This is a genomic window from Streptomyces sp. RPT161 (assembly GCF_027533845.1).
Lineage (GTDB): Bacteria > Actinomycetota > Actinomycetes > Streptomycetales > Streptomycetaceae > Streptantibioticus_A > Streptantibioticus_A silvisoli_A.
The window spans coordinates 247422-267901 of the sequence record NZ_JAPZVN010000004.1; the positions used below are offsets into that span (position 1 = coordinate 247422).

The 20480-nt window shown below is 69.6% G+C and carries 18 protein-coding genes and 1 tRNA gene; 9 read left to right on the forward strand and 10 right to left on the reverse strand.

All coding sequences use genetic code 11. The features are described from left to right. Window positions 1-57 precede the first annotated feature (57 nt). Window positions 58-141, reverse strand: a tRNA-Leu gene (locus O5O46_RS12150). Between the two features lie 417 nt (window positions 142-558). Between O5O46_RS12150 and O5O46_RS12155 the strand changes: the two genes are divergently transcribed. The 7 genes from O5O46_RS12155 to O5O46_RS12185 all read left to right on the forward strand — a co-directional run bounded on the left by O5O46_RS12155 (window position 559) and on the right by O5O46_RS12185 (window position 9312). After that, window positions 559-1422, forward strand: a complete 864-nt coding sequence (locus O5O46_RS12155; RefSeq protein ID WP_269855365.1) for an FhaA domain-containing protein — start codon at window positions 559-561, stop codon at window positions 1420-1422. Window positions 1423-1432: 10 nt separating this feature from the next. Next, on the forward strand, window positions 1433-1945 hold the full coding sequence (locus tag O5O46_RS12160) for an FHA domain-containing protein FhaB/FipA (protein ID WP_269855366.1): 513 nt from the start codon (window positions 1433-1435) through the stop codon (window positions 1943-1945). 72 nt (window positions 1946-2017) lie between these two features. Continuing rightward, window positions 2018-3601, forward strand: a complete 1584-nt coding sequence (locus O5O46_RS12165; protein ID WP_269855367.1) for a PP2C family protein-serine/threonine phosphatase — start codon at window positions 2018-2020, stop codon at window positions 3599-3601. 19 nt (window positions 3602-3620) lie between these two features. Next, window positions 3621-5021: an FtsW/RodA/SpoVE family cell cycle protein gene (locus tag O5O46_RS12170; protein WP_269855368.1), complete on the forward strand. Its 1401-nt coding sequence runs from the start codon at window positions 3621-3623 to the stop codon at window positions 5019-5021. Further along, window positions 5018-6475 carry a peptidoglycan D,D-transpeptidase FtsI family protein gene (locus O5O46_RS12175; protein WP_269855369.1) on the forward strand — a complete coding sequence of 486 codons (1458 nt, stop codon included), beginning with the start codon at window positions 5018-5020 and terminating at the stop codon, window positions 6473-6475. Before O5O46_RS12170 ends, O5O46_RS12175 begins: the two co-directional genes overlap by 4 nt. Before the next feature lie 153 nt (window positions 6476-6628). Beyond that, on the forward strand, window positions 6629-8626 hold the full coding sequence (pknB, locus tag O5O46_RS12180) for a Stk1 family PASTA domain-containing Ser/Thr kinase (protein WP_269855370.1): 1998 nt from the start codon (window positions 6629-6631) through the stop codon (window positions 8624-8626). Window positions 8627-8865: 239 nt separating this feature from the next. Further along, window positions 8866-9312 (forward strand): hypothetical protein, encoded by a 447-nt coding sequence (locus tag O5O46_RS12185; RefSeq protein ID WP_269855371.1) that lies wholly within the window; start codon window positions 8866-8868, stop codon window positions 9310-9312. 117 nt (window positions 9313-9429) lie between these two features. Here the strand turns inward: O5O46_RS12185 and O5O46_RS12190 are convergent, their stop codons facing one another. The 6 genes from O5O46_RS12190 to O5O46_RS12215 all read right to left on the reverse strand — a co-directional run bounded on the left by O5O46_RS12190 (window position 9430) and on the right by O5O46_RS12215 (window position 13835). After that, a complete protein-coding gene (locus O5O46_RS12190; RefSeq protein WP_269855372.1) occupies window positions 9430-10179 on the reverse strand; it encodes a class E sortase in 750 nt (249 codons plus the stop codon). A gap of 38 nt (window positions 10180-10217) precedes the next feature. Next, complete coding sequence (locus tag O5O46_RS12195; protein ID WP_269855373.1) at window positions 10218-11441, reverse strand: class E sortase; 1224 nt, start codon at window positions 11439-11441, stop codon at window positions 10218-10220. After that, entirely contained in the window at window positions 11438-12076 is a 639-nt protein-coding gene (locus O5O46_RS12200) for an aminodeoxychorismate/anthranilate synthase component II (RefSeq protein ID WP_269855374.1), read from the reverse strand. Before O5O46_RS12200 ends, O5O46_RS12195 begins: the two co-directional genes overlap by 4 nt. After that, a complete protein-coding gene (locus O5O46_RS12205; protein WP_269855375.1) occupies window positions 12076-12249 on the reverse strand; it encodes a hypothetical protein in 174 nt (57 codons plus the stop codon). The genes O5O46_RS12200 and O5O46_RS12205 overlap by 1 nt, the downstream gene beginning before the upstream one ends. Window positions 12250-12317: 68 nt before the next feature. Continuing rightward, window positions 12318-13037 (reverse strand): class E sortase, encoded by a 720-nt coding sequence (locus O5O46_RS12210; protein ID WP_269855569.1) that lies wholly within the window; start codon window positions 13035-13037, stop codon window positions 12318-12320. A 33-nt stretch (window positions 13038-13070) separates the two neighbouring features. Next, the gene (locus tag O5O46_RS12215; protein ID WP_269855376.1) at window positions 13071-13835 is read right to left on the reverse strand and encodes a DUF881 domain-containing protein; all 765 of its coding nucleotides are present in this window, start codon (window positions 13833-13835) and stop codon (window positions 13071-13073) included. Window positions 13836-13973: 138 nt separating this feature from the next. On the opposite strand from O5O46_RS12215, the gene crgA reads away from it, so the two are divergent. Beyond that, entirely contained in the window at window positions 13974-14231 is a 258-nt protein-coding gene (gene crgA / locus O5O46_RS12220; RefSeq protein WP_269855377.1) for a cell division protein CrgA, read from the forward strand. 330 nt (window positions 14232-14561) lie between these two features. On the opposite strand, the gene O5O46_RS12225 is transcribed toward crgA, so the two are convergent. Then, window positions 14562-15410: a rhomboid family intramembrane serine protease gene (locus O5O46_RS12225; RefSeq protein WP_269855570.1), complete on the reverse strand. Its 849-nt coding sequence runs from the start codon at window positions 15408-15410 to the stop codon at window positions 14562-14564. Window positions 15411-15572: 162 nt separating this feature from the next. After that, window positions 15573-16106 carry a peptidylprolyl isomerase gene (locus tag O5O46_RS12230; protein WP_269855378.1) on the reverse strand — a complete coding sequence of 178 codons (534 nt, stop codon included), beginning with the start codon at window positions 16104-16106 and terminating at the stop codon, window positions 15573-15575. Window positions 16107-16302: 196 nt separating this feature from the next. On the opposite strand from O5O46_RS12230, the gene O5O46_RS12235 reads away from it, so the two are divergent. Then, window positions 16303-17040: a DUF5324 family protein gene (locus O5O46_RS12235; RefSeq protein WP_269855379.1), complete on the forward strand. Its 738-nt coding sequence runs from the start codon at window positions 16303-16305 to the stop codon at window positions 17038-17040. A gap of 164 nt (window positions 17041-17204) precedes the next feature. On the opposite strand, the gene O5O46_RS12240 is transcribed toward O5O46_RS12235, so the two are convergent. Then, window positions 17205-20390, reverse strand: coding sequence for a BTAD domain-containing putative transcriptional regulator (locus tag O5O46_RS12240; RefSeq protein ID WP_269855380.1), 3186 nt, complete (start codon window positions 20388-20390; stop codon window positions 17205-17207). Between the last annotated feature and the right edge of the window lie 90 nt (window positions 20391-20480).

The following is a 20480-nucleotide window of genomic DNA, read 5'->3' on the forward strand; positions in this document are numbered from 1 at the left end:
GCAGCGGAACGGAACAAAGAAAAAGGTCCCCCTACGAATCCGTAGGGGGACCTGTTGTGCGCGAGGGGGGAGTTGAACCCCCACGCCCTTGCGGGCACTGGAACCTGAATCCAGCGCGTCTGCCTATTCCGCCACCCGCGCATTGGGTGTTGTCAGTTGATTCTGCCACACTCTCCGGGGCGCCCGGTCCGCTGGACCGGTCTTCCCGGGGCTTGTGTGGCGCGCCTTCCGACATGCAGAACACTAGCACGTGCCGGAGGGTGGATTCACATCCGTTTCCCGGCCCCGGGAGAGGGGAACCCTCGGCACTTGCGGGACACTGGCCGGGGGCGCATCTACCATCCCTGTGAAGCCACCGGCGGCGCGGTGCGGCGAACCGGGCAGAGCGCATCCCAGGGCGTCCCCACCATGGGATCCGGGAACTCTGTGAGGGTCGACACTGTTGTAGTCGGTAGCCAAGGGGAACCACCTGTTTCCCCGCCGCGTGGATACGATCAGTAAGCAGTACGACAACGCAGACACGTCAACGTACGAGAACGTCTAGGAGGGAGGTGCCCCGTGGGAGTACTGAAGCGCTTTGAGCAGCGACTCGAAGGGCTCGTCAACGGCACCTTCGCCAAGGTGTTCAAGTCCGAGGTCCAGCCGGTCGAGATCGCGGGGGCGCTCCAGCGGGAGTGCGACAACAACGCGACGATCTGGAACCGCGAGCGCACGGTCGTCCCCAACGACTTCATCGTGGAGCTGAGCACCTCGGACTACGAGCGGCTCAGCCCGTACGCGTCGCAGCTCGGCGAGGAGCTCTCCGGCATGGTCCGGGACTACGCCAAGCAGCAGCGCTACACCTTCATGGGACCGATCAAGGTCCACTTGGAGAAGGCCGACGACCTCGACACCGGCCTGTACCGGGTGCGCAGTCGCACCCTCGCCTCCAGTGAGTCCCAGCCGCACCCCGCCGAGCCCCGAGGGCACTTCGGCGGGCCGACGCCGACGCAGGCCGGACAGGCCCCGCAGCGTCCGGGCGGCTACGGCTTCCCGCCGCCGCCCGCCAGTGCGCCGCCGATGCCGCCCAGCCCGCCCGGTGCCGGACGCCCCGGCGGCGCCCCGGTCACCAGGCTGCCGGGCACCGGCGACCCCTCGGCGAGCACCCGGCGCTGGATCGAGATCAACGGCAACCGCCACCAGATCTCCCGGCCGACCTTGGTGCTCGGCCGCAGCACGGAGGCGGACGTACGGATCGACGACCCCGGAGTGTCCCGCCGCCACTGCGAGATCCGAGTCGGAACGCCGAGTGTGATCCAGGATCTGGGGTCGACAAACGGAATCGTGGTGGACGGGCAGCACACCCAACGCGCTACGCTCCGCGACGGCTCGCGCATCGTCGTGGGCAGCACCACCATCGTGTACCGGCAAGCCGAAGGGTGAAGCGGGGAGAATGTCAGAGCTGACCCTGACGGTCATGCGGTTGGGTTTCCTCGCCGTGCTGTGGCTGTTCGTCATCGTGGCCGTACAGGTCATCCGTAGTGATCTGTTCGGCACCAAGGTCACCCAGCGCGGGACCCGCCGTGCCGCGGGCGCGGAGCAGCGGCCACCGCAGCAGCGCCAGCAGCAGCCACAGGCCCAGCAGGGCCGGAACAACCGCCAGCGGCGCGGCGCGCCGACCAAGCTGGTGGTCTCCGAAGGGTCGCTTACGGGTACGACGGTCGCACTGCAGGGCCAGACGATCACCCTCGGTCGGGCGCATGACTCGACGATCGTGCTGGACGACGATTACGCGTCCTCCCGGCATGCCAGGATCTATCCGGACCGCGATGGTCAGTGGATCGTCGAGGACCTCGGATCCACCAACGGCACCTATCTGGACCGCACGCGGCTCACCACACCGACGCCGGTTCCGCTCGGTGCCCCGATCCGCATCGGCAAGACCGTCATCGAGCTGCGGAAGTAGTCGCGCAATGGGCGAGCGAATGAGGCAGGGTGGCCTCGGCAGGCTCATCAACGGAGGGTGGGGACGTTGCGGATGTACCCCGAGCCGACCGGCGAGGTGCGCATGAGTCTGTCCCTGCGCTTCGCCGCCGGATCCCACAAGGGCATGATCCGGGAGGGCAACGAGGACTCCGGCTACGCCGGTCCCCGGCTGCTCGCCATCGCCGACGGCATGGGTGGCCAGGCGGCCGGTGAGGTCGCCAGTTCCGAGGTGATCTCCACCCTCGTCACGCTCGACGACGACATCCCCGGCTCCGACATCCTCACCTCGCTCGGTACCGCCGTACAGCGCGCCAACGACCAGTTGCGGGTGATGGTCGAGGAGGACCCGCAGCTCGAAGGCATGGGCTGCACGCTGACCGCGATGCTGTGGACCGGCCAGCGGCTCGGTCTGGTGCACGTCGGCGACTCGCGCGGCTATCTGCTGCGGGACGGTGTGCTGACCCAGATCACCCAGGACCACACCTGGGTGCAGCGGCTGGTCGACGAGGGCCGGATCACCGAGGAGGAGGCCGGTACGCATCCGCAGCGTTCGCTGCTGATGCGGGCGCTGGACGGACGCGGCCAGGTCGAGCCCGACCTGTCGATCCGCGAGGTGCGGGCGGGTGACCGTTATCTCATCTGCTCCGACGGCCTGTCCGGGGTGGTCAGCCACCAGACGCTGGAGGAGACGCTCGCCAGCTACCAGGGTCCGTACGAGACGGTCCAGGAGCTGATCCAGCTCGCGCTGCGCGGCGGCGGCCCGGACAACATCACCTGCATCGTGGCGGACGTCCTCGACGTGGAGGACGGCGACAGCCTCGCCGGGCAGTTCAACGAGAGCCCGGTGGTGGTCGGCGCGGTCGCCGAGAACCAGCACGCGCTGCACGACCCCAGTCACCTGCAGACCCCGGCAGGCCGAGCCGCGGAGCTCGGCCGTTCCGTACCCCAGCAGTCCCCGTCCCCCGAGGGCGCATTCGGTCCGCCGGACAGCGGCGAGCCGGTGGGCGCCCCGCCGATGGGCAGCTTCGGGCCGTACGACGAGACGGCCGCCGAGGGGCACGCCAAGCCGAAGCGCAAGCGCAAGTGGCTCAAGCGCTCGGCCATCACCGTGGTGGTGCTCGCACTGATCGGCGGTGGTGTCTACGGCGGCTACCAGTGGACCCAGAGCCAGTACTACGTGGGCGCCAACGGCGACCACGTAGCCGTTTACCAGGGCATCAGCCAGAATCTGCTGGGGATGGACCTGTCCAAGGTCCACCAGGACTACCCGCAGATCGAACTCAAGTACCTGCCGAGCTACCAGCGCACCCAGGTGCAGGGCACCATCGCCACCGACAACCTGGACCAGGCCACGCAGAAGGCGGACGACCTGGGCAAGCAGGCCGCGATCTGCAAGGCGGTGGCCGACGCCAAGTCCAAGCCCGCCAGCGGTGCCTCCGGAAACCCGGCGGGCAAGCCGGGCGACACCAAGGGCGGCTCGCCCAGCCCCGACCCCAGCCACTCCCCCGAACTCCCGCACACCACGAACAACACGACAAAGACGTCGCAGACCACCCAGTCCGCTCCGTCGCCCGGCCCAACGCTCTCGGTGGAAGACCAGAACCTGGCCAAGCAGTGCGACGGCGGGACGCAATAGCAGGAGGGGGCGGCCTGCCGTGAGCACTGTCACCAACACGACCACGATCTCCTCGATCGGGGCGCCGAACCGTCGCAACACCGAACTGGTGCTGCTGCTGTTCGCCGTGGCGATCCCGGTGCTGGCGTACGCCAACGTCGGCCTGGCCAAGGACGGTTCGGTCCCCGGCGGAATGCTCGGCTACGGACTCGGGCTCGGACTGCTGGCCGCGGTGGCGCATCTGATGGTGCGCAGGTTCGCGCCGTACGCCGATCCGCTGATGCTGCCGATCGCCACCCTGCTCAACGGGCTCGGCCTGGTCTTCATCTACCGGCTCGACCTGGAACCGTCGATCACCACCAGGGGCCTGGGCGGCCCGAAGGCGCCTGGGCAGCTGATCTGGTCGGCGCTGGCGGTGGCGATCTTCATCGGCATCCTGGTGCTGCTCAAGGACCACCGCATCCTCCAGCGCTACACCTACATCTCGGGCGCGGTGGCACTGGTGCTGCTGGTCGCCCCGGTGTTCTTCCCGGCGATCAACGGCTCCAAGCTGTGGATCGTCATCCCCGGAGTGGGCTCGATCCAGCCCGGGGAGTTCGCCAAGATCATCCTGGCGGTGTTCTTCGCCGGGTACCTGATGGTCAAGCGGGACGCGCTCGCCCTGGCCAGCCGCCGTTTCATGGGCCTGTACTGGCCGCGCGGCCGGGACCTCGGCCCGATCCTGGCGATCTGGGCGCTGAGCATGATGATCCTGGTCCTGGAGGACGACCTGGGATCCACACTGCTGTACTTCGGCCTGTTCGTGGTGATGCTGTACGTCGCCACCGAGCGGACCAGCTGGGTGATCTTCGGACTGCTGCTGGCGTCCGGCGGTGCCACGGCGGTCGGCATGACCTCCGGGCACGTCAAGGTGCGCATCCAGAACTGGCTCGACCCGTTCGCGGGCGTCGCCCAGCACGGTGCCACCGAGGCCGCGCAGGTGCTGTGGTCCTTCGGCTCCGGCGGAGTGCTGGGGTCCGGGCTCGGCCAGGGGTTCTCCCGGCTGATCGGCGGCATCGGCGTCAAGAGCGACTACATCCTGGCCACCGTCGGCGAGGAGCTGGGCCTGGCCGGACTGATGGCGGTGCTCCTGCTGTACGGTCTGCTCATCGAGCGCGGAGTGCGCACCGCGCTGGCCGCCCGTGATCCGTTCGGCAAGCTGCTGGCGATCGGGCTGTCCAGTGCCATGGCGCTCCAGGTGTTCGTGGTCGCGGGCGGGGTCACCGGCCTCATCCCGCTGACCGGTATGACCATGCCGTTCCTGGCACAGGGCGGTTCCTCCGTGGTCGCCAACTGGGCGCTGGTCGCGATCCTGGTGCGGATCAGCCACACCGCGCGCCGCCCGGCGCCCGCGCCCGCCCCGTCCCCCGACGCCGAGCCGACCCAGGTGGTCCGACTGTGAACAAGCCCCTGCGCAGGGTCGCGATCTTCTGCGGCCTGCTGGTCTTCGCCCTGCTGCTCCGGGACAACTGGGTGCAGTTCGTGCAGGCCGACTCGCTGAAGAACGACCCGCACAACCGCCGCGTGATGATGCAGGAGTACGCGCAGCCGCGCGGCGACATCATCGTGGACGGCAAGCCGATCACCGGCTCCACCACGGTCAGCGGCAGTGACTTCAAGTACAAGCGGACCTACACCGACGGTCCGATGTGGGCGCCGGTGACCGGTTTCGCGTCGCAGGCGTTCGGCTCCAACTCGCTGGAGAGCATCGAGGACAAGATCCTCACCGGCCAGGACGACCGGCTGTTCTTCAACCGCACGATCGACATGCTCACCGGCAAGAAGCAGCAGGGCGGCGACGTCGTCACCACGCTGAACGCCAAGGCGCAGGCCGCCGCGTACAACGGGCTGGGCAACAAGAAGGGCGCCGTCGCCGCCATAGACCCGCAGACCGGCAAGATCCTGGCGCTGGTCAGCACGCCGTCGTACGACCCGGGCAGCATCGCCGGCATGTCCAACCAGGACAAGCAGAACTGGACGAACCTCAAGCCGAACGACCCGGACAGCGTCATGATCGACAAGGCGCTGCGGCAGACCTACCCGCCGGGCTCCACCTTCAAGGTGGTCACCGCCGCCGCGGCGCTGGAGAACGGCCTGTACTCCCGCATCGACCAGCCGACCAACTCCCCGCTGCCCTACACCCTGCCGAACACCACCACCGAGCTGAAGAACGAGGGGAACATCCCCTGCCAGAACGCCACGCTGCAGGTGGCGCTGCAGTACTCCTGCAACACGGTCTTCGGCAAGATCGGCGCCGACCTCGGCAAGGACAAGATGCTGGCGCAGGCGAAGAAGTTCGGCTTCGACCAGACCATCGACACCCCGGTCCGGTCCGCGGCCAGCAACTTCCCGACCTCGATGGACAAGCCGCAGACCGCGCTGTCGTCCATCGGCCAGTTCGACACCGCCGCCACCCCGCTGCAGATGGCGATGGTCGCCTCCGCGGTGGCCAACGACGGCAAGCTGATGCAGCCGTACATGGTCGACCAGCTGCGGGCGCCGAACCTGAACGTGATCGAGCAGACCCAGCCCAAGGAGTTCAGCCAGGCGATGTCGCCGGCGACCGCGCAGAAGCTCCAGCAGATGATGGAGACCGTGGTCTCGGACGGTACCGGCACCATGGCCAAGATCCCCGGCGTCACTGTCGGTGGTAAGACCGGTACGGCGCAGCACGGCATCAACAACAGCGCGCTGCCCTACGCCTGGTTCATCTCCTATGCCAAGACCGCGCAGGGCTCCCCGGTCGCCGTCGCCGTGGTGGTCGAGGACGGTAACGCCAACCGGGACGACATCTCCGGTGGCGGTCTGGCCGCGCCGATCGCCAAGAGCGTGATGGAGGCCGTACTGAACAAGTGACTCCGGTCACGTCCAGCTGCCGGGCTAGCTGCGTTTCCGCACGTCGCGGTACCAGTCCTATATCGGCTTGCGGTGAGGGCCAGGATCGCCGCGGCATGGCCGGTACCGTAAGCCCGAGCAGCACGCAGCCGAAAAGGGAGAGGCTGGAAGACTATGGATGAGCCGCGTCGCCTCGGCGGCCGGTACGAGCTGGGCTCGGTGCTCGGCCGTGGTGGCATGGCCGAGGTCTACCTCGCCCATGACTCCCGCCTTGGCCGCACCGTGGCTGTGAAGACGCTGCGGGCGGACCTCGCCCGTGACCCGTCGTTCCAGGCCCGGTTCCGCCGGGAGGCCCAGTCGGCCGCCTCGCTCAACCATCCGGCGATCGTCGCGGTCTACGACACCGGCGAGGACTACGTCGACGGGGTCTCGATCCCGTACATCGTCATGGAGTACGTGGACGGCTCCACGCTGCGTGAGCTGCTGCACAGCGGGCGCAAGCTGCTGCCGGAGCGGTCGCTGGAGATGACGGTCGGAATCCTCCAGGCGCTGGAGTACTCGCACCGCAACGGCATCGTGCACCGGGACATCAAGCCCGCGAACGTGATGCTCACCCGGACCGGCCAGGTCAAGGTGATGGACTTCGGCATCGCCCGGGCCATGGGCGACTCCGGCATGACCATGACGCAGACCGCGGCGGTCATCGGCACCGCCCAGTACCTCTCGCCCGAGCAGGCCAAGGGCGAGACCGTGGACGCGCGCTCCGACCTGTACTCCACCGGCTGTCTGCTCTACGAGCTGCTCACCGTGCGGCCGCCGTTCGTCGGCGACTCCCCGGTGGCCGTCGCGTACCAGCACGTGCGCGAGGACCCGCAGCCGCCGAGCGCGTTCGACCCCGAGGTCACGCCGGAGATGGACGCCATCGTCCTCAAGGCGCTGACCAAGGACCCGGACTACCGCTACCAGAGCGCCGACGAGATGCGGGCCGACATCGAGGCGTACCTCGACGGCCAGCCGGTCGCCGCCACCGCCGCGATGGGCGCGGTCGGCTACGGCTACGGAGGTGGCTCGTACAGCGACGGCGCGCCGACCACCGCGCTGCCGCCGCAGGACGGTGGCCCCAAGACGTCGATGATGCCGCCGCTGAGCGACGACGACGGCTACGGCGGCGGGTACGACGACCGGCCCGGGCGCCGCCGCCAGAAGAAGAGCCGCACCTCCACGGTGCTGCTGGTGTTCGCGGCCATCCTGGTACTGATCGGCGCGATCTTCATCGGCAAGTCTCTGTTCTCGGGGAGCAGCGCCTCAAGCAAGGTGGACGCCCCCAACCTGGTGGGCCAGTCGCTCCAGGACGCCCAGACCTCGGCGGGCAACGTCGGGCTGAAGGTGGTCAAGAGCGGCGAGGACTACTGCCCCAAGTACGACAAGGGGCAGGTGTGCACCCAGACCCCGTCCGCGGGCACACCGGTGAACAAGGACCAGACGATCAGCGTCGTGCTCTCCAAGGGCGCCCAGCCGATCGACGTCCCCGACGAGACCGGCAAGTCCTTCAACGACGCCCAGCAGGACCTGCAGTCCAAGGGCTTCACCAACGTCCAGGAGAAGCAGGACGACGGCACCTCCGGTAAGGACCCCGGAACGGTCCTCGACCAGAACCCGTCAGCCGGCTCCAAGGCGGACAAGGGCGCCACGATCACGCTGACGGTCGCCAAGGCGCCGCAGACGAGGACCGTTCCCAACGTCACCAACAAGCAACTGGCCGACGCACAGGCGCAGTTGCAGATGAACGGCTTCAAGGTCCAGACCCAGAACCAGCAGTCGACCCAGCCGCCGAACACGGTCATCAGCCAGAGCCCCGGCCCCGACAACCAGGCGCCGATCGGCTCGACGGTCACCCTGACCATCGCCCAGGCCCCGACCCCGCAGACGCTGCCCGCGGACATCAAGGGCAAGAAGCTGAAGGACGTGCAGTCGGAGCTGTCCGGTATGAGCCTGCAGCTCTCGGTGACCGGCCCGAACGACGACAAGGCGATCGTGGTGGACAGCAACCCGCAGCCCGGCAGCCAGGTCACTCCGGGCCAGGCCGTCACCCTGGTGACCATGGACGCCCCAGGCGGCGGCAACGGAAACGGCAACAACGGCGGCGGATGGTTCGGCGGCACGTTCGGCTGAGCAGCCGACCGGAAAGCATAAAGGGTTGCGGACGATAACGTCCGCAACCCTTTTGCATATACGAAAGCTATCAAGGATACCGAGCCCACACTTTCCCGGCATAAACCGATAGCTCGCAGACTATCCAACATGCCACACTTTACGGAATTAGTCACCCTGGACACACCCATAACGCCCTCACTAAGATCACTACGCCCGCAAGGGATCTTGGAATTAATCAGAAGAGAGAACAGTCAACCATGCGCAGAATTATTGCGATTCTTACCGCGGTGGCCTCGCTCGCGCTGGCCGGTTTCGTGATCGCGCCACAAGCAAGTGCAGCCTCATACGGATGCAGTGGTACGCAGATCGACAGCTACCCGGTCACCACTAACGGCGGAACGCAATACGCCACGATCTACCTGTACTACGACTCCGCCACCGGCACGAATTGCGCAGTAACGGTGGCGACAAGTGCCGGAGGTTACGGAACGGCCGAGCCGACGATGGCGTACATAACCCGTTGCTCCGGAACGACGATCAGCAGCTGCCAGAATCAGGTCAACAGCTTTGACCAAGGAAATTACCAGTACTACGCCGGTCCAGTGTCCATCAACGCCGCCGGTTACTGCATCATGGTGACCGGCTCTCGCGAGTACAACGGTGTCAACGCGGGAGAACAATCCCCCGTCGGACATTGCGGATGACAACCGAGCTGACCTTGCGACAAGCCGGGGCACCTAACCAGTTCCGGTGACTCACGCGGTCCGCCGAATTATTCGGCGGACCGTTCCGGTTTCACCCGCAATAACGCTCCACAGAAGTCAGCCCAGCTCCGCCGGAGGCGTTCGCTTGCTGTCTACCTTCTGGGTGCGGACCAGTTCGCCCCAGACGATGTAGCGGTACTCGGAGGTGAAGACCGGGGTGCAGGTCGTCAGGGTGATGTAGCGGCCGGGACCGGTCTTGCCGGACTCCTTGGGGATCTGGTCGATGACGTGCACGTTGTACTTCGAGGTCTGGCTGAGGATGTCGTAGACCTTGTAGACGTACCAGGTGTCCCTGGTCTCGAAGACGATCGCGTCGCCGTCCTTGATCTTGTCGATGTTGTGGAACTTGGCGCCGTGGCCGTCCCGGTGGGCGGCGAGGGTGACGTTGCCGGTCTTGGCCCACGGCATCGCGGACTTCACCGGGTCCGTGTAGTACCCGGCGACGCCCTCGTTCAGCACGTCGACCGAGGTGCCCTTCTTCACCAGCACCTCGAAGTTCCTGCCCATCGCCGGGACGTGCAGGAAGCCGATGCCGTCAGCGGTGTCCAGCGGTCCGGGCGGACCGCCGCCGGCCTGCTGCTGCGCCCAGTGCCGGCGGACCTGGTCGCCTTCCTTCTGCGCCTGGCGGTCGGCTATGACGTTCGTCCACCACAGCGAGTAGACGACGAACAGCCCGAGCACCAGCCCGGCGGTGATCAGCAGTTCACCGATGACGCTGATGGTGGTGGCGATCCTGCCGCGACCGCGTCGGCGCCGATGGGTCGCGGGCGCGACCCGGCTGTCGTTCTCGTGCTCGGTGGTAGCCACCGGTCACCCCGTTCTGTGTACGAGTTGCTGGTCCGCGCTCATCCGCCGAGTAGTGCGTCCGGTTTGCCTTGGCTACGTGGCCGGACGTCGACCATCTTGCCCCACACGATCATGCGGTAGGTGCTGGTGAACTCGGGGGTGCAGGTGGTGAGCGTGATGTAGCGGCCGGGCTTGGTGAACCCGGAGCCGACCGGGATCGGCTGGATCACCCCGACGTTGGAGGGCGAGGTCTGCGGCAGCCAGCTGGTGATCTCGTACGTGTAGTACGTGCTCGCCGTCTCCACCACGACCTTGTCCCCGGGCACCAGCTTGTTGATGTACCGGAACGGCTCGCCGTGGGTGTTGCGGTGCCCGGCGAGCGCGAAGTTGCCGGTCTTGGCCCAGGGCATCGCGGTCTCCTGGGCGCCCGAGTAGTGGCCGACCATGCCCTTGTCCAGGATCTTGGTCTTGTCGGTGCCCTCGGCGATCGGGGCCTCCACGTCGAGCTTCGGGATGTAGATGATGGCGAAGCCCTGACCGGGCGAGAAGGCGCCGGGGTTGCGGTCGTCGCTGGAGCTGGGCTTGCTGTTCCACTGGTGCTGGAGGCTGTTGGTGGCGCTGTTGGACGCCTCGTGCGCCAGGACGTTGGTCCACCACAGCTGGTAGGCCACGAACAACAGCATCAGCACGCCGAGGGTGATGAAGACCTCCCCCAGGGCACGGCAGGCGATCACGCCGAGGCCGTCCTTGGCGGCCCGGGCCGCGCGTCTGGCCTCCAGCCGGGAGGCGGGTTGGCGTGCCACGGGCGCCGGTGCGGGGGCGCGTCCGCCGTGCTTGGCGGCCTTGCGCCGCGCGGCACGGCCGCCCGGTGTAGGGGGCGACTCCTGGTCGCCGCCCGGTGGTTGGGCGGCGTGCCCGGACCGTGCGGCACGGCGGCGGGCGGCGCGGCCACCGGGTACCGGGTCCCCTTCGGCGGGCGGTACGACGGGAAGCGGTGCGGTCGTGTCGGGGCGGCGGCGGGCGGGCGGCTCGACCACCGGGAGTTGGGCGGTGGCCTCCGGTACCGGCCGCGCCTGCGGCACGCCCATCGGGTACGGCGTCGTCGCGGCCGGGTCGGCCGACGTGGGGCGGGGCCAGCGGGAGGGGGCGGCGCCCGGTATCGGCAGCGGGTCGGTCAGCGGATCGGCGAGCCGGTCGACGGCGGCCTCGAACTCGGCGGTGTCCTCGAAGCCGCCTGGCAAACCGGGAGGTTCCGCCGTGTTCTCCGGTCGTAGGGTCGTCACGCCCCGACCTTGCCGACCACCGGCGCGAGCCCCGCCGAACGCCCCACGGCGCCCTTGTCGCCGCAGGCGTCGAGCCAGTTGGCGAGCATGCGGTGCCCCCACTCGGTCAGCACCGACTCAGGGTGGAACTGCACGCCCTCCACGGCCAGTTCACGGTGCCGCAGCCCCATGATGACGCCGGACTCGGTCCACGCGGTGATCTCCAACTCGCCCGGCACGGTGTCCCGTTCCACCGCCAGCGAGTGGTAGCGGGTCGCGGTGTACGGGGACGGCAGGCCGGTGAAGACCCCCCGGCCCTCGTGCGTCACCAGCGAGGTCTTGCCGTGCAGCAGTTCCGGCGCGCGGTCCACCACGCCGCCGTACGCCACCGCGATCGACTGGAGGCCGAGGCAGACGCCGAAGACCGGCACTCCGGTGGCCGCGCAGTGCCGCACCATCTCGACGCAGATCCCTGCCTGCTCCGGCGTTCCGGGTCCGGGCGAGAGCAGCACGCCGTCGAAGCCGTCCTGGGCGTGCGCCGTGGTCACCTCGTCGTTGCGTACCACCTCGCACTCGGCGCCGAGTTGGTACAGGTACTGGACGAGGTTGAAAACGAAGCTGTCGTAGTTGTCGACGACCAGAATCCGTGCGTTCATCAGCCCGCGCTGCCTCCACCGTTCACCGTCACGTCGTTGAACGGCAGCAGCGGCTCCGCCCAGGGGAACACCCACTGGAACAGGACGAAGACGATCGCCAGGACGAGCAGGAGCGAAACGACCGCCTTCACCCACACGTTGCCCGGCAGATGCCGCCAGATCCAGCCGTACATTCGGTGCCTTCCGTTTTTTCCAGGCCACTTCCGCACCAGAGTAAGGGGAGAGGGGTGGGTGTTGCGGGTCAGCTGAGCAAAGCTCTCGGCATCCCTTGTTCAACGGGCTGGGTGGCGTCCAGATGGCCCCAGGCGATCAACCGGTGGCTGTGTCCCCACGGCGGGTCGCACGTGGTGAGGGTCAGATAGCGGCCGGGGGCGGTGTACGGGATGGCGGAGCGGTCCAGCGGGGCGGGCAGCGGGTCGATGACGCCGATGTCGTCCGGGAGCGTGAGGTACGGCGGCCTGTCGATCACGTAGGTGTACCAGGCGACGCCGTCGGTGAGGACGACCTTGTCGCCGGGCCGCAGTTCGGGGAAGTCCTCGAACGGATCGCCGTAGGTGCGGCGGTGCCCGGCCACCGCGAAGTTGCCCTGCGTGCCGAGCCGGGCGGTGCCCGTGTAGTGGCCGAGGCCGTGCTGGAGGTCGTCGGTGCCGGTGCCCTGGATCACCGGCTTGTGCCAGTCGGCGCCGAACCGGGGGATGTACATGATCGCGAACGGCTGTCCCGCCCGGTAAGCGGCGGGCGGCGGGGAACCGGCGACGTGAGCGGTGGTGGCGGGCGACGGGGGTGCGGAGCTGACCGGGGTCCTGGCCCAGCGGTCCTGCAGGGCGCCGACCTCGTCGTCCATGGCGTGGTTGGCGCGCACGCCGGTCCAGTAGAGGAGATAGACCACCAGCAGCACGATCAACGCCCCCACGGTGACGCACAGTTCGCTGACGGTGCGTACGATCCCGCGTACTGTCAGCGTCACGCGGATCCCCTCCAGGCGCTGCCGGGGCTATCCCATGGGCTGTGCGTAGTGGAGGTCCACTGTGCCCGAGTACCCAGGAAGAGTCACCTGGTTGCGCGCCTCGACTTTCCAGCCGAGGCCGTACGCGGTCACGTACTGGCGGTAGTTGGTGATCGACGGATCCTTGTCCAGCGCGGTGCGCAGCGCGTTCTGGTCCCCCACGGCGGTGATGGTGTACGGCGGCGAGTAGACACGGCCCTGGAGCAGCAGGGTGTTGCCGACGCAGCGGACCGCGCTGGTGGAGATCAGCCGCTGGTCCATCACCTGGACGCCCTGGGCGCCGCCCCGCCACAGTGCGTTGACCACGGCCTGCAGGTCCTGTTGGTGGATGACGAGGTCGTTGGGCTGCGGCTGGGGCACGCCGGGGATACGGGCGGTGGCGTTCGGCGGCGCGTCGTTGAGGGTCACGGTGACGGCGTCGCCGGTCAACGGCTTGGTTCCGGCGGCCTGCCCCAGGGTGTCGGTCCTGCGCTGCTCGGCGGGGCTCTGGCCGCTCTCACGGTGGGCCAGGGCGTCGACGTCGCCGCGCAGTGCGGACAGTTGCTGTTCCAGGTCCGCGTTCTGGTGGCTCTTGGCGCGGATCAGGTCGGAGGTGCGCAGCAGCGAGTCGTCGGTGCGGATGTTGCCGCCGTGCGCGGTGTCGTAGCTGGTCCAGAACAGCACACCGGCGAGCGCGAAGACCGCCGCCGAGAGTACCTTCGACAGTGCGGGGCGGCGGGCGGGGCGCACCGGAGCGCCGGCGGAATCGCTCATGGGACCCTTATCTCCTTCGCACCCGCGGAAGCACTACGCTAACGGACGCCCGGGGGCGGCACACCACGCTCCCCGCCTGGCGCAACAACACCGCATCCGCCCTGCGTGTCCCGCAGCGCATCGACAGGAGAGCCCCTCGTGCCGAAGTCACGGATCCGCAAGAAGGCCGACTTCACGCCGCCGCCGGAGAAGACCACCGCAGCGTTCAGGTTGCACACGGGCCGCCGCTGGGTCGCCCCGCTGATGCTGGCGCTGTTCCTGATCGGTCTGGCGTGGATCGTCGTCTTCTACGTGACCACGGGGAACCTGCCCATCGAGGCGTGGGGCAACTGGAACATCGTGGTGGGCTTCGGCTTCATCGCCGGGGGCTTCGTCGTCTCGACGCAGTGGAAGTAGCGGTGCCGCGGGAGGCCCTCGTGCGGGGCCTCCTCCAGCCGGAGGTGTGACACCGGTCGGCAGGCGCGGGCCTACGGCCGCGTCAACCTCTCGCCCCGACCATCCACAGAGTTATCCACAGGGACATCCACAGTGGGGAAAAGGTCGGAAGATCTGTGGATAACCTCTCGGCTGTTGACACCGGTGTGACCGGAGAACCGTCGCACGCCCCACCCGCCGCCTGTCGCGATCTTGCTGGTGAAACGTATATGCGAGCAGGTCACAAGGGCACCGCGCACGGGATGCACAGGCCCTCGCACGCTCTGTGGATAAGTGCGATGAACGCCGTGCTCAGCCGTTGATCCGGATCACTCCGGCGACCACGACGCCCGCGATCACCAGGCCCATCGCGACACACGTTCCCCACTGCACCAGGGCCCGCCGCTCGCGCGGCGCGTGCACCATTCCGTAGGCGATCACCGTGCCCGTCACCAGACCGCCGACATGGGCCCGCCAGTCGATGGTCTGCGACTGGGCGAAGGTGAACAGCAGGTTCAGCACGATGATCGCGACGATCGGCCGCAGGTCGTAGTTGAGCCGCCGCATCAGCACGAACGTCGCGCCGAGCAACCCGAAGATCGCCCCGGACGCGCCCAGCGACTCCGCACCGGCGCCGGCGACCAGGAACGACAGGGCGCTGCCGCCCAGCCCGGACAGCAGGTACAGCGTCAGATAGCGCACCCGGCCCAGGGCGACCTCAAGCCCGGGTCCGATCCACCACAGCGACAGCATGTTGAAGCCGATGTGGATGAGCTGCTGGTGCAGGAAGACCGCGGTCAGCAGCCGGTAGTACTGGCCCTCGGCGACACCGATCGTGGCGTGGAACGGCGGTGGTGGCCAGGCGCCCACCAGCGCCAGGTCCTCCACCAGCCGACTGCCCTGCGCCTGCACGGCGAGGAAGACCGCGATGTTGATCCCGATCAGGATCGTGGTGATAAGCCGCGGGTTGGCCACCAACGTGCCGCCCGCGACGGTGCGCGGCCGGGGTGTCGACTGGTGGCTGGCGCTTATGCACTCCGGGCACTGGAACCCGACCGCTGCGCTGACCATGCACTCCGGGCAGATCGGACGGTCACAGCGGGCGCATCGCACGCCGGTCTCGCGGTCGGGATGCCGGTAGCAGCAGACCGCCTGGTCCATGGTCATCTTCTTCCCTCTACCGACTCCACCGACATGGGACTTCCTCGGCCGACGTGTGTCACGCCGCCCGCGTCGGGCCGCCGAACCCGGCGCCCCGCCCGTCCATACGAATGAATACGGACGGGCGGGGCGTCTGGGTTCCCGGCAGGCCGGGTGGCGCGGTCAGCCCTCGCGCTTCTCCACGACGACGGACTCGATGACCACGTCGTTGAGCGGGCGGTCGGTGCGCGGGTTGGTCTGCGCGGTGGCGATGGCGTCCACGACCTTCTTGCTCGCCTCGTCGACGACCTCGCCGAAGATGGTGTGCTTGCCGGTCAGCCACGCGGTCGGCGCCACCGTGATGAAGAACTGCGAGCCGTTGGTGCCCGGACCGGCGTTGGCCATGGCCAGCAGGTACGGCTTGGTGAAGGCCAGGTCGGGGTGGAACTCGTCGGCGAACGTGTAACCGGGGCCGCCGGTGCCGTTGCCCAGCGGGTCGCCGCCCTGGATCATGAAGCCGGAGATGACCCGGTGGAAGACAGTGCCGTCGTAGAGCTTGTCGGTGCTCTTCTTGCCGGTCGCCGGGTGCGTCCACTCGCGCTGGCCCTCGGCGAGCTCCACGAAGTTCTTCACGGTCTTGGGAGCGTGGTTCGGCAGGAGCCGGACGGCGATGTCTCCCTGATTGGTCTTGAGGGTGGCGTAGAGCTGCTCGGCCACGACGTACCTTCCATAGACTTCACTGACAACCACGAATCCTCGCACGGGCGAAGTTCGCGGGAGTAGCCCGACCGCACGACGGGCCGGTTGTGCCCCGGATGCCCGAACGCACATGCCGTAGGGCGCGCGAGCGGGCATGATCTCTATTCGGGTGGAAAGGCGAAATGTGCCGACCGCCACCGAGAAGGAGGTTCTCGTGACCCGCAAGGACAGCGTGCGCAACGCGGCCGTGGTGACCAGGGACAGCGTGCGCCACGCGGCGGAGGTGGTGGCGCCGTACGCGGGCACGGCGCGCGACGCCGCCGTGCAGTACGCGCAGGAGGCGCGCCAGGCGCTGGCGCCCAAGGTGTCGTCCGCCGCGAACTACGCCGCGCTCCAGGCACGCGCCCAGTACGACACTCATCTGCAGCCGCGCATCGCCCAGGCGGTGGACGCGGTTCCGCCGAGGGTGACCGACAAGGCCGCCAAGGCCACCAAGCAGACCCGCAAAGCGGCCCGGCAGGCCGCGGACTACGCGGCGCCCCGGGTCGGCCAGGCCGCCCAGGCGGCCCGCGCGGCGGCCGAGCCGGTGCGCGAGGAGGCCGCCACACGTGCCGCGGCGGCCGTGGCCGCGCTGCGCGGCGGGGTTTCGGCCGCCGACATCGAGAAGCTGGCCAGAAGGCACAACCGCCGGTGCCGGATGGGCCGGATCGCCAAGATGATGGCGGTGGTGGGCGTGCTGGGTGGCGGGGCGTTCGCCGCGGTGCGGTGGTGGAAGCGGCAGACCAATCCGGAGTGGCTGGTGGAGCCGCCGTCCGCGACCGAGGTCCCGGACGCCAGCCGCGCCCCGCTGCACTCCGTGGACGGCTCGGTCGACTCCCTGGACCCGGAGGTCCGCGCCAAGCAGGACGCGGCTGACGCCGCGAAGGACGGTAAGAAGCCGCACGGCAAATAGGGGGGCAGGGGCTTTGGTGCGGCCGCCAGAGCCCCTCGGACAGGTCACCTGAGCGGTGCGGGCGCGGCCGTTTCGGCACCGTCGGCCTTTCACCCTGAGGGGTGCCCGTGTCGCGGTGGAGGCGATGGGGGCCGGGCCGACGGTGTTGAGTCGGCCACGGCCCGCTACGCGGTTCCCGCCAGCATTCCCAACGCCGCCGAACGGTCCAGGGACGCCCCCCGGGCGTAGGCCGCCTCGAAGCGGAGGTCGCCCAGGGCGGCGCGGGCCGCGTCCACCAGGCCCGGCTCGCGGGCGACCCCGCACAACACCTCGACCACTCCCAGCAGTTCCGCCGCCCGCTCGGCCGCGCCGTCCAGCAACGCGAGGTCCACCCGTGCCTCCGCCACCCGCACCACCACCGACAGGAGGCGCAGCGCGGAACCGCCCACCTCGGCGAGGTGCGCCCGGGCCCGCGCCGCGTCGCCCTCCGCCACCGCCGTCCTGGCCAGTACGACCAGCGCGTTCGCCCGCACCAGGTCACCGGCGAACACCCCGGCGGGGCACTCGCGCAACGCCAGTTCGCACAGTCGGCGGGCCTCCCCGTACTCGCCGCGCAGCCATGCGCTCTCGCCCAGGCCGAGGTGCGCCGCGGCCAGCGCGTCGAACGCTCCCATGCCGCACGCCAGTTCCGCCGCCCGGCGGAAGCCCGCGTCCGCCGCCTCGTACTCCCCGACCCGCGCCAGGCTCGCCGAACGCAGCGACAGCTCCTCCACCATCTCCTGACCGGCGTCCAACTCGGTGGTGAGTGCCAGGGCCTGGTCGAACAGCTCGATGGCGTGCCGCGGTTCACCCTGGAACGCGGCGAGGTCGGCGCGCCACGACAGGGCCATCGCCATCCCCCAACGGTCCCCGAGCGAACGGAATTCGGCGAGCGCCTGGTCCAGCTCGGCGGCGCTGTCGGCCAGTTCGGCGTGCGTCATCCAGAGCTGGATACCGGTGCCCAGCCGTATCAGCGCCCTGGACCACACGTCGGGCAGCGCCGAGTCCGGCAGCACCGGCCGCACCGGCACCCCCGCATATGTCCCCCACAGCATCATCAGCACCGGATACCGCAGCGGCAGCGACTCGCCGTGCCCGGCGACCCTCCTGGCCGCGGCCAGATGCGGCGCGAGTTCCTCGACATCCGAGGTGCCGGACGCCGCCGCCAGTACGCACAGCGCGTACTCCTCCGCCAGTCCGGCGGGCGGGTTGGGGCCGAGCGCGGCCAGCACGTGCCGGGCCGGGCCGGCGCCCTCGTACCGCACCCCGCGCAGCGCCCAGTACGTGGACAGTCCGCCGAAGAACCGCAGCGCGGTGGCGGTGTCGCCGTACGCGACGGCGCGCCACAGCGCGATGTGCAGGTTGTCGTGCTCGGCCTGGATCCGCGCCAGCCAGTCGAGCTGCTCCGCACCGCGCAGATACGGTTCGGCGGTGGTGGCCAGCCGACTGAAGCACCCGATGTGGGCGCGGCGTACGGCATCGGTCTCACCAGCCGCTTCGAGCTGCTCCGCGCAGTACGCGCGGATGGTCTCCAGCATGCGGTAGCGGACGCTGTCCGAGCCGTCCGACCGGTCGGCCACCACCAGCGACTTGTCCACCAGCGACTCGGTCAGGTCGAGCACATCGGCCGCCTCGATGCCCGCCGCCGCGCCAGCGGCCTGGTCCGCGCACACCACCTCGGCGGCGGCCAGCGTCCAGCCCCCGGCGAACACGGCGGCCCGGCGCAGTACGGCACGCTCCGCATCGGTCAGCAGCTGCCAGCTCCAGTCGACCACCGCGCGCAGTGTCCGCTGGCGCGGCTGGGCGGTCCGGCTGCCCCGGGACAGCAGCCGGAACCGCTCGTCACGGGGCGCCTCGGACGGTTCGCGGGCAGGCCGCAGCGCGCCGAGCCGGGCCGCGATGTCGGCCGAGGAGAGCGAACGCAGCCGGGCCGCGGCCAGCTCGATGGCGAGCGGCAGCCCGTCGAGCGCCTCGCAGACGCGCAGCACCGCCGCCAGATCGCCGTCCCGTACGGCGTCCGGACGGACTGCGGCGGCACGCTCCAGGAACAACCGCACCGCCGGGTAGTCCCGCGCCCCCTGGGCATCGGCCCCCGGCGGCGGGAGCGGCAACGGCGGTACGGAGCAGAGGACTTCGCCGGTGATGCCGAGCGCCTCCCGGGTGGTGGCCAGCACCCGCAGCGCCGGGCAGTCGGCGAGCAGCCGGGCGACGAGCGGCGCGACGGCCTCGATGAGGTGCTCGCAGTTGTCGAGGACCAGCAGGGTGGGGCGGTCGCCGAGCACCGCCGTCAACTGCGCCACCGGGTCCTGCGCGGCACGGGCGCCGGTCATCCGGCCGGCGTCCCGCACGCCGAGGGCGCCGAGCAGGTACTGCGGCAGCTCGGCGCCGCCACTGAGCCCGGACAGCCCGACGAAGCACACCTCGCCGGGGTGCCGTCCGGCCGCCTCCACCGACAGCCGGGTCTTGCCCGCGCCCCCTGGGCCGATCAGCGTGACCAGCCGTGCTTCGGTCAACCGCCTCTCGATGGCGGCCAGTTCGTCAACCCGTCCGACGAAGCTGCCCAGTTGGGCCGGGAGCGCGCGGCGGGCGGGCTTGGCGGGTACCGGTTCCGCGCGCAGCACCGCGAGATGCGCCCGGTTCAGCTCCGGTCCGGGGTCGGCGCCGAGGTCCTCGGCCAGTGTGCGCCGCGCCTCCTCGTACACCGCCAGTGCCTCGCCGCCCTGTCCGGTGCCGTGCAGCGCGTGCATCAGCTGGGCGCGCAACCGCTCCCGCAGTGGGTGGGCCGCGACCAGGTGGCGTAGTTCGGGGGTGAGTTCGCGGTGCGCGCCGAGCGCCAACTCGGCGGCGATACGGTCCTCCAGGGCCGCCAGCCGCGACTCCTCAAGCCGGGCGACCTGACCGGCGACGAACGGCGCCGCGCCGACATCGGCGAGCGCCGGGCCCCGCCAGAGCGCCAGCGCCTCCCGCAGCAGCCCGGCCGCCCGCACCGCGTCCCCAGCGCCGAGCGCGGCCCGCCCGAGCCCGGCCAGCCGTTCGAAGCGGTACACGTCCACATCGTCCGGGTCGATGGCGAACCGGTATCCACCGGGATGCCGCTCAATGCGCTCGTCCAGCACGGCACGCAGCCGGGACACCTGCGCCTGTACGGCGTTGACCACTCCCGCCGGAGGCTCCGCCCCGTACAGCCCGTCGACCAGCCGCTCCACCGGCACGACCCGGCCCGCGTCAAGCAGCAGCGACGCGAACACCGCCCGCCGAACCGCCCCGCCCAACGCGACGGCCGCACCGTCCCTCCGCAGCGCCCGCGTCTCCCCCAGAATCCCGAATCGCACGGGGCGATTGTCCCCCGGGGGGCGGGGGCCGAGGATCATCGAGCAGCACGCCAACCGGTTCGAACGACCGGAAACCGGCCGAGGACCGGC